General features: G+C 39.9%; 8 protein-coding genes. 1 reads left to right on the top strand and 7 read right to left on the bottom strand.

Annotated features, from left to right (window positions below):
* The 7 genes from HT723_RS09250 to HT723_RS09220 all read right to left on the bottom strand — a co-directional run.
* Nucleotides 1–526: restriction endonuclease subunit S (locus HT723_RS09250; protein ID WP_172935081.1), on the bottom strand; the 526-nt coding region annotated here is incomplete at its 3' end.
* A 12-nt stretch (nucleotides 527–538) separates the two neighbouring features.
* Complete coding sequence (locus HT723_RS09245) at nucleotides 539–2032, bottom strand: class I SAM-dependent DNA methyltransferase (protein WP_172935080.1); 1494 nt, start codon at nucleotides 2030–2032, stop codon at nucleotides 539–541.
* 354 nt (nucleotides 2033–2386) lie between these two features.
* Nucleotides 2387–3553: an ATP-grasp domain-containing protein gene (locus HT723_RS09240; RefSeq protein WP_172935079.1), complete on the bottom strand. Its 1167-nt coding sequence runs from the start codon at nucleotides 3551–3553 to the stop codon at nucleotides 2387–2389.
* Nucleotides 3554–3565: 12 nt separating this feature from the next.
* Nucleotides 3566–4306, bottom strand: coding sequence for an esterase family protein (locus tag HT723_RS09235; protein WP_050252945.1), 741 nt, complete (start codon nucleotides 4304–4306; stop codon nucleotides 3566–3568).
* Nucleotides 4307–4324: 18 nt separating this feature from the next.
* A complete protein-coding gene (locus HT723_RS09230) occupies nucleotides 4325–5149 on the bottom strand; it encodes an alpha/beta hydrolase (protein WP_172935078.1) in 825 nt (274 codons plus the stop codon).
* A 136-nt stretch (nucleotides 5150–5285) separates the two neighbouring features.
* A complete protein-coding gene (gene thiI / locus HT723_RS09225; protein WP_172935077.1) occupies nucleotides 5286–6500 on the bottom strand; it encodes a tRNA uracil 4-sulfurtransferase ThiI in 1215 nt (404 codons plus the stop codon).
* Nucleotides 6501–6508: 8 nt separating this feature from the next.
* Complete coding sequence (locus tag HT723_RS09220; RefSeq protein ID WP_172935076.1) at nucleotides 6509–7651, bottom strand: cysteine desulfurase family protein; 1143 nt, start codon at nucleotides 7649–7651, stop codon at nucleotides 6509–6511.
* A 139-nt stretch (nucleotides 7652–7790) separates the two neighbouring features.
* Between HT723_RS09220 and HT723_RS09215 the strand changes: the two genes are divergently transcribed.
* Nucleotides 7791–8216, top strand: coding sequence for a DUF6556 family protein (locus tag HT723_RS09215; protein WP_031222983.1), 426 nt, complete (start codon nucleotides 7791–7793; stop codon nucleotides 8214–8216).
* Nucleotides 8217–8258 lie beyond the last annotated feature (42 nt).

The raw sequence follows: 8258 nt of genomic DNA, 5'->3' as shown, positions 1-8258 counted from the left end.
CGTTAAATCGGGATTTGACGAGCAAGTTTAGTTCATCTAACTGCAATTTTCTTTTAGTAATAAGCCTTTTAATCGTATTAAGAATACAAATAATGTTCTCTTGTTCTTCGATACCTAGCAATTCTAATTGTAAATCAAGTAATATATTCTTGTTTAAATGAGGAATTGTTGCACCTGTTGAATGATCTCGTAAATACTGCGATTTACTTTCCAAAAAGACTCCCAAGTAATCTGATATAATTTTTTCTTTGTATCGCTCATTCTTTTTTAAGACCGTAATTGTACTACCAACAGCTCCCGATAACCCATAGCCAACTGTTCCTGCATTAGCACCATCCCATGCTATCAGAATATCATCTGGAAGTGCTTCAGTCATATTTAAACTTTCAGTGAATTTTAAATTATTATTATTTCTTAAATCATCTATTTGAATATAACGTTGGCTTAGGGTTGTTTGTTCAGCAAGTACAGTGGCTTTCTTGCCTTTTTTTAGAGATAAGACTTCCCCCAACTTCACTTTTTTCATACAGCCACCTCCCTACTTGAGTAATTCTTCTAACTCTGCTAAGCCAGCTTGAATTTCTTTTTCTAAATCATTGATTTTCTTTAAGATGACTTCTGTTGGTTCATACTCAACTTTTTCATACTCAATCTCTTTATATTTATTGATAGACAAATCATAATCATTTTCCTTTATCTCAGCAACTGGAACAAAGAAAGATTGATCCGTTCTCTGACGTTCCACTTCTTTTTCAAGATGATGAAAGCGTTCGATAATATCTGGAATATCATTGTCGCTAATCGGTTGTCGCTTATCATCCAAACTTAAACCATCCGCTTTCATATCGTAAAACCAGACCTTGTCAGTACCACCATTGCCAGTTTTTGTAAAGATGAGAATAGCAGTTGAAACTCCAGCATAAGGCTTGAAAACACCACTAGGCATTGAGATTACAGCATCAAGCTTATGGTTCTCTACAATTTCCTGACGAATTCCTTTATGAGCTTTCGACGAACCAAAAAGGACACCATCAGGTACGATAACTGCTGCTCGTCCACCTGGTTTTAAAGTTCGCAAGAAAAGAGAAAGAAAGAGTAATTCTGTTTTTTTGGTTTTTACGGTTGCAAGAAGGTCATTAGAGGTTGAATTGTAGTCAAGTGAGCCCTTAAAAGGAGGATTTGCTAAAACCAAAGTATATTTATCGGCTTCTTCATTATCTTGAGACAGCGAGTCAAGGTAACTGATTTGTGGATTTTCTACTCCATGTAGCATCATGTTCATCGCCCCAAGTCTCAACATAGTCGTATCCGTATCATTTCCATGAAACATCTGATTATGAAAATGATTGATATTATCTGTATTGGTTTCCCATTCATCTTTCTTACGCTTTAAGTAACGGCTAGCAGATACTAAGAAGCCAGCAGAACCCATAGCGGGATCTGAGATGATATCTTTGATGGTCGGTTGCATCAATTCAACCATCATATCGATGATGTGACGAGGTGTACGAAACTGTCCATTTTTACCTGCGGTCGACAATTTTGATAACAGATATTCATAGATATCTCCGATATCAGTAATACTTTGTTTGTCATTATCAAAATCTACATCTAATCCCCTAGTTGGAAAAACATCTAAGATAGAAATTGCCTTTTGAAGCGTAGCAGGTTTATTTATTTGAAAAATAGCTTCTCGCATATATCGTGAAAAGGCTGTATCATCTGTATCCCCCTTGAGATTTTTAATAAACGGAAAAATCTCCTGAGTCATTAAACGATAAACTTCCTGAGCATCTCCTATATTTTTAAAAGTTGACCAACGGTATTCAGGTTTATCTTTTGGAAAAACTCCCTCATAAGGAATCCCTAGAAATTCAGCATCACTTTCACGTCCAAGCTCAACACTATCCAAATCTTTCATAAATAAGAGATAAGTCAACTGTTCAATATTTGTTAAAGGATTTGCATTTCCTTCTGTCCAAAGAATTTCCCACAACTGATCGATTTTATTTTTTAATTCGCCTGTAATCATATCTTCCCTTTTCTTTAGTTTTTAAAACTTAGTAATATCATTATTTTATCAGATTTCAAACAAAGCTTCAATTAACTATATCTATGCGTCACCTGAATATTTTAATAGACTTATTTTGTATCTTGAAAACTATATCGTATAGGTGTCGTCATGGATCCTTTTAGCTGATTTACGGATACGAAAGCACAATACTATGACTCAATTGAAATATTAAAATTCAATTTCTGACCACCTAATCCTGCTTCAAATAGTTATCGAACAAGTTTTATGATAGCTACCTTGTTAGGATGCTCTTATTTTTTATCAGACAAAACAAAAGGATTAAGGGAGTGAATTTCCTTAATCCGATAGTTCTTATTCTTGACGTTGTCCGAAATCAGCAATCATCTGATCCATTTCTTGTCGACTCGGAGTTGTCAGCATATAAAGGTAATCTCCTTGAAGTTCCGAGAAGGCTGCAGGCATGATTTTTTTAACCTTGAACTGATGGCTGTATTTGGCAAGCAAGTCCTCCTCAGAATAGACATAGTGAGCATTTGCACGACGGGATGTAGCTAAACAATATTGAGCTTCAAATTCTGACGCTGGGAACTCTTCTCCTGCGACAATGGCTGCATATCCACGATAGAGGTCTAGGGAATGAGCAAAGTTATAAACATCAATGGTGAAACCACCTGCAGGGCGATTATTGTACTCGATGGCAATGTAGTCGTCCCCGTCACGGAAGAACTCGATATGGAAGAACCGTTCTTTCATACCAAATTCCTTGACAATTGCCTCACCATATTTACGTAATTTAGGATCCATATCCTTGAGAACATAGTAGGAATTGTCCATCTTGTACATCATGAGATCAAGCGGTGTATAGGCGTAGTCAAAGGTTGTTGAAAAGACGATTTTACCATCCTTGTCCACAAGACCATCAAAGGTACAGATTTCGCTGGAAGTGACAAATTTTTCAAAAAAATAAACGGTCGAATGGTCCCATTCTTGCTTGAAGTGATTGATATCATCTTCTGTCTCGAGCTTAAAGGTTGCGGCTGCTCCAACTCCATTGTCAGGTTTGGCAATCATTGGAAGGCCAATTTCATTCACAGCTTGATCTACATCTGCTTCCGTCTTGATAACAGCTCCAGGTACCACGGGGACACCTGCTTTTTTGAACAGTTTCTTCATTTCAGACTTAAATTTCGTCTTTTTGAGATCCTCTGGTTTGGCACCAAAAACATTGAATTGCTCACGAAGACTTGCATCTAACTCAAGCCAGTATTCATTATGGGATTCGATGCGGTCAATTGGACCATGTTTATAGAAAAGGAAAGCAACTGCTCTCTTGACTTCATCTATATTTTCAAGATTGTCCACACGGAAATATTCGGTTAGGCTATTGCGTAAAGGCTCATCCAATTGCTCGTATGGTTCCTGACCAATTCCCAAGACTGTGATGCCTTTATTAGCTAGTTCGATGGTAAACTGTTGAAAGTTTTGTGGATAGTAGGGAGAAATAACAAGGTAATTCATAGGTAACTCCTTTTATAAATAGAGATTGCCGAGGAAATAAGGCATTTGTTTACGCCACCATTCCCAGTCGTGGGCGACATCATGTCCCCATTCAGCAAACCAGGCTGGGATTTGTTTCTGGTCAAAGGCTTCTTTGAGCTTGTAAAAGGATGGCAAACCATCTTGTTCCCAGGCTCCAAGCCCCGTACACAGCACAATCTCTGCCTGACGGTAACGGTCAATAAACCAGCCGTCGTTTTGGTTCCAAATATAATCTACTGGCGAGTTTTGATAAATAGCATCGTCATTGTAGTAATCGCCGACAAAGAAACGTGCATCGTAAACACCACTAAGAGCTATCACCTTGGTAAAGACATCTGGATGCTGAAGGAAGAAATTGAGTGCATGGTAGGCGCCCATTGAGCAACCTGTCGTCATCATGCCATCAAACCAACCTGTCTTGTGCTTGATAAAAGGAATGGCCTCCTCAATCACATAACGTTCGTAGGCACGGTGCATTTCCGCTTGGTCGTGAGCATTTTTCCAAGTGGCCAACCAGCTCTCACTATCCACACTAGATAGGGTAAAGAACTGGACACGGCCTTCCTCGATAAAGGAAGCACAGGCATCAATCATACCAAAATCATAGTATTCGTTGTGACTACCACCTGATGAAGCAAAGACCACAACTGGAATACCAGCATGTCCATAACGGTTAAGGTACATTTCACGGTTAAGATTGCCACTCCAGTGGCTAAGATGTTCAATATGCATATTTTCTCCTTTCTTAACTTACCATTTCTCTGCAAAAAAACGGAGACAGTCTGGTAAATTTTCCGACCAAGGGATTTCACTATGGATAGCACCAGACTGAACTTTTAAGACAAGATTGCCCAAGTGTACTCCCCCTGCTATCAAATCATGGTAATAGCGAAGCGATGAGTCGATATAGGCTTGTTTGATATTGCCAGCCATCAGGGTCTTGTCTGTATCATCCGCTTCTTCCGTTCCCACATAGATAAAGATACGCTGGTCAGGCGATAGTTTCTTGCGCTCAATATAGCGGTTAAAGGCTTCTTGGTGAAGCCAGTTGGCAGATGAAAAGACGCCCAGGCAACCAATTTGGTCTTGGTATTCCAAACCGATAAACTGGGTAATATTGCCTCCTAGTGAGGAACCAATCATGGCTGTATGCTGGCGGTCTGCTTTTGTACGATAGGTCTCATCGATAAAAGGCTTGACCACCTCCATGACAAACTCAGCATACTCCACACCCTTACCACCAAACTGCTGGCCTGGGATAGGAGATTCTTGGAACTTCCAAGCCGCATACTCATTCATCCGCCCCATACCATCATTGTCAATAGCAACGACAATCATACGACTGATGTCCGGATTTCGTTTGATGGCTGGGATAATCTTCCATGAGTGTCCAATGAAAGACTCTTTGCTATAAAAAACATTTTGCCCATCATGAAAGTATACAACAGGATAGGAACGGTCCGTGTCCTTCTCATAATCTTTAGGTAGAAGAACACGCACACGGCGCTCCTTACCTGTATAAGGAACCTTGAGTTTGTGTTCTTTCATTTTTAGATAAAAGTAGGATTGATTCATTGTCAGAAAACTCTCTATATTCAAAATTTTATTTTATTATATCACAATTATAGAAAAAAAGTTAGTTTTGCTTCCACTTTTGGAATTAAAAACTAACTTTTTCATCTATTTTTCTATATTCTTCTGGATTTTCTGATTAGAGCAAAATATCAATCAAGTCATCCACTTCATCTTTTTCAGCCTGCGGTGTAATCTCAGTTATCATGATTCCAGCCACAGCTCGCTCAACTAAAGCTTCAACATCCATACGTGCTTCATACTGCTCTGCATTCTTAATCTTAGGATTAGTCTTTGGGCGATCTGGTGCAAAAATCGTACAACAGTCTTCAAACGGTTGGATTGAAATGTTAAAGGTATCGATTGCCTGAGCAATGTCAATGATTTCCAACTTATCCATTGTCACAACTGGACGGATGATGGGAGTGTTGGTAACTGCATTGATAGCCTGCATACTTTCAAGAGTTTGACTGGCTACTTGACCAAGACTTTCCCCATTGATGATAACTAAACCATTTCGTACCTCACGAATACGATCGGTAATCCGCATCATAAAACGACGCGTCAAGGTCATGAGATAGGCTTCTGGCGCTTTGGCTTTGATTTCCTCTTGAATCTCTGTAAAAGGAACTTCGACAAACTGGATATTGCCCCCGAACTTGGTCAATTTACGAGTCAAATCCTGCGCTTTTTTAAGAGCACCAGGACTCGTGTAAGGTGGGCTGACAAAATGAACAGCCTCAATATCCACTCCACGTTTCAAAGCAAGATAACCTGCTACAGGTGAGTCAATCCCTCCCGACAACATAAGCATACCTTTACCTGAAGTTCCAACTGGCAAACCACCGGCCCCACGAATAGTTTCATAAGAAATATAAGCAGCTTCCTCACGAATCTCCACCTGAAGATTGATATCAGGATTTTTCATCTGAGCTTGCACATTTGGAATGGCTTCAAAAACTGCTCCTCCAAGCGTTTGGTTGAGTTCACGACTGTCGAGTTCAAAGTTGTGGTCGCTACGCTTGCTAGAAATCTTAAAGGTCATGCCTTCCTTGTAGATGTCCTGCATAATCTCTTGGACAGCAGACTTCAGAACTTCTACAGATTTTTCAACCTTATAAGCAGGGGAAAAGTTTTGAATTCCAAAAACTTGTTTGAGCGATTCTGCTACTGCTGTGTAATCTGCTCCATTGAGGTAAGCGTGGGCGCGGTCGCGATCTGCCGTTACCTTAACTTGGGGATAGATAGACAAAACGTCTGAAATATTATTGCGAAGTTTATTGATGAAACGCATACGATTTTTACCCTTGGTTGACAACTCTCCGTAGCGAATCATAATTTCTGAATACTGCATGAATGCTCCTATCTTACTTTTCTAGTTTGATTGTAAATCAATTTTAACTTGGTCAAAAACTGCTCGACCTGACTCATATCATTTTCAAGGTCTAGGCTAAGACGCACAGCTGACTGAGCCTTATCCTTGTCCACTCCCATGGCAATCAGGGTTCCTGCAGGTTTCCCAGCCTTGGACGAACAAGCCGAGGTCGTTGAGATAAAAATATCATAGTCTTCAAAGGCGTGAACGATGACTTCACCACGAACACCCTTGATTCCAAAAGTCAGAATATGAGGGGCGAAGTCTTCCTCATCCGAAAAGACAAAAATATCTGGATAGTCCAGAAGTGCTTGACGAATTACTGACTTCATCTGCCCAGTCTTGCTCCTAAAGATATCTAGCTTTTCCATAGACAAGCGGAGAGCCTTGGCAGTCGCTGCAATTCCTGCCACATTTTCAGTTGTCGAACGGTAATCACGTTCCTGACCCCCACCTGTTAAAAGAGGCGTAATCTTCTTGCCAGACTTGATATAGACAAAACCAACACCACGAACTCCGTGGAACTTGTGACTAGAGAAAGTCGCGAAATCTACTCGTTCTGTCAGATACTTTTCAGTCGGAATCTTGGCAAGTGCCTGAACCGCATCAACATGGAAGGAAATAGTCGGCTTGTCTGCCAATAGTTTTGAAATAGCCTCAATAGGTTGAATCGAACCAATTTCATTGTTCACAGCCATGACAGAAATTAGGATTGTATCAGGCCGTATCAAACCTGCTAGTGCCTCAACGTCTACAAATCCTTTCTCATCTACTGGAGCAAAATCCACTTCAAATCCTTGACTTTTCAACCAGAGGGCTGATTCTTTGACTGCCGGATGTTCAATGGCCGATACAATGATGTGCTTGCCAAACTGGGCTTTTTCAAAGGCCACACCCTTGATGACCCAGTTATCCCCTTCTGTCCCACCAGAAGTAAAGAAGATTTCATCGCTTTTCTTACCGATTAAATCTGCAATCTGTTGCCGAGAAGCATCTAAGATTCGTGTTGCCTGGTCTCCCAAACGATGGAGACTAGATGGATTTCCTAAAATTTTTGAAGTCACCTGCATATAGGTTTCAAGGGCTTCAGGATAAGGCTTGGTCGTCGCCGAATTATCAAAGTAAATCATGTTTTCTCACGCTTTCTAAAATCACTCCTTCTATTGTATCATGAAACGGAGCCTGCGACAAGAAAGGGCAATTCCTCTTTTTTTAAGATTTTTTTTAAAGAAATGCGGTATAATAAATTTTAATCAAAGGAGAGAATGTATGTCTAACTATCGTAGAACTTCAAAACCGAAAACAGAACATATCAAAAAAGGCTTTACTGTTTTTCAAAAAACCATTACTACTATCGGTAGTATCCTCGGCTTGATTACTGCGACTATCACGATTATGAATGCCTTGGATAATAATAAAAATACCAAAAAAGAACCGACGACAACACCGACGACAACCATTGTCAAAGAAATTCAAAAGGAATCCCCTCAGGAAAATACTAGTCCCAATAAGGAAAATAATACTAGTCAAGAAAAAACACAACAAGAGGAAACGCCAAAATCTAGCGTCAAGGAAGAGAAAAAAGAAGATCAGAAAACAGCAACTCAGGACTCTACTACACCTGCTACAAGTAAACCTGCCACTGAAAATGAAAAACAGCCCAATACTCCAACTTCAGAAAATAATACTCAATGAAAATCAAAGAACAAACTAGGAAGCTAGCCGTAGGCTGCTCAA

It is taken from the genome of Streptococcus sp. 2106 (assembly GCF_013277315.1).
GTDB lineage: Bacteria > Bacillota > Bacilli > Lactobacillales > Streptococcaceae > Streptococcus > Streptococcus pseudopneumoniae.
Note: the sequence above shows the minus strand (reverse complement) of the source record. Positions and strands in the feature narration are given on the sequence as shown.

What these genes read in the sequence shown, in the direction of transcription:
- HT723_RS09230 (WP_172935078.1), bottom strand. Translation starts at nt 5,149, where the DNA reads ATGAATCAATCCTACTTTTATCTAAAAATGAAAGAACACAAACTCAAG.
- thiI (WP_172935077.1), bottom strand. Translation starts at nt 6,500, where the DNA reads ATGCAGTATTCAGAAATTATGATTCGCTACGGAGAGTTGTCAACCAAG.
- HT723_RS09240 (WP_172935079.1), bottom strand. Translation starts at nt 3,553, where the DNA reads ATGAATTACCTTGTTATTTCTCCCTACTATCCACAAAACTTTCAACAG.
- HT723_RS09220 (WP_172935076.1), bottom strand. Translation starts at nt 7,651, where the DNA reads ATGATTTACTTTGATAATTCGGCGACGACCAAGCCTTATCCTGAAGCC.
- HT723_RS09245 (WP_172935080.1), bottom strand. Translation starts at nt 2,032, where the DNA reads ATGATTACAGGCGAATTAAAAAATAAAATCGATCAGTTGTGGGAAATT.
- HT723_RS09235 (WP_050252945.1), bottom strand. Translation starts at nt 4,306, where the DNA reads ATGCATATTGAACATCTTAGCCACTGGAGTGGCAATCTTAACCGTGAA.
- HT723_RS09215 (WP_031222983.1), top strand. Translation starts at nt 7,791, where the DNA reads ATGTCTAACTATCGTAGAACTTCAAAACCGAAAACAGAACATATCAAA.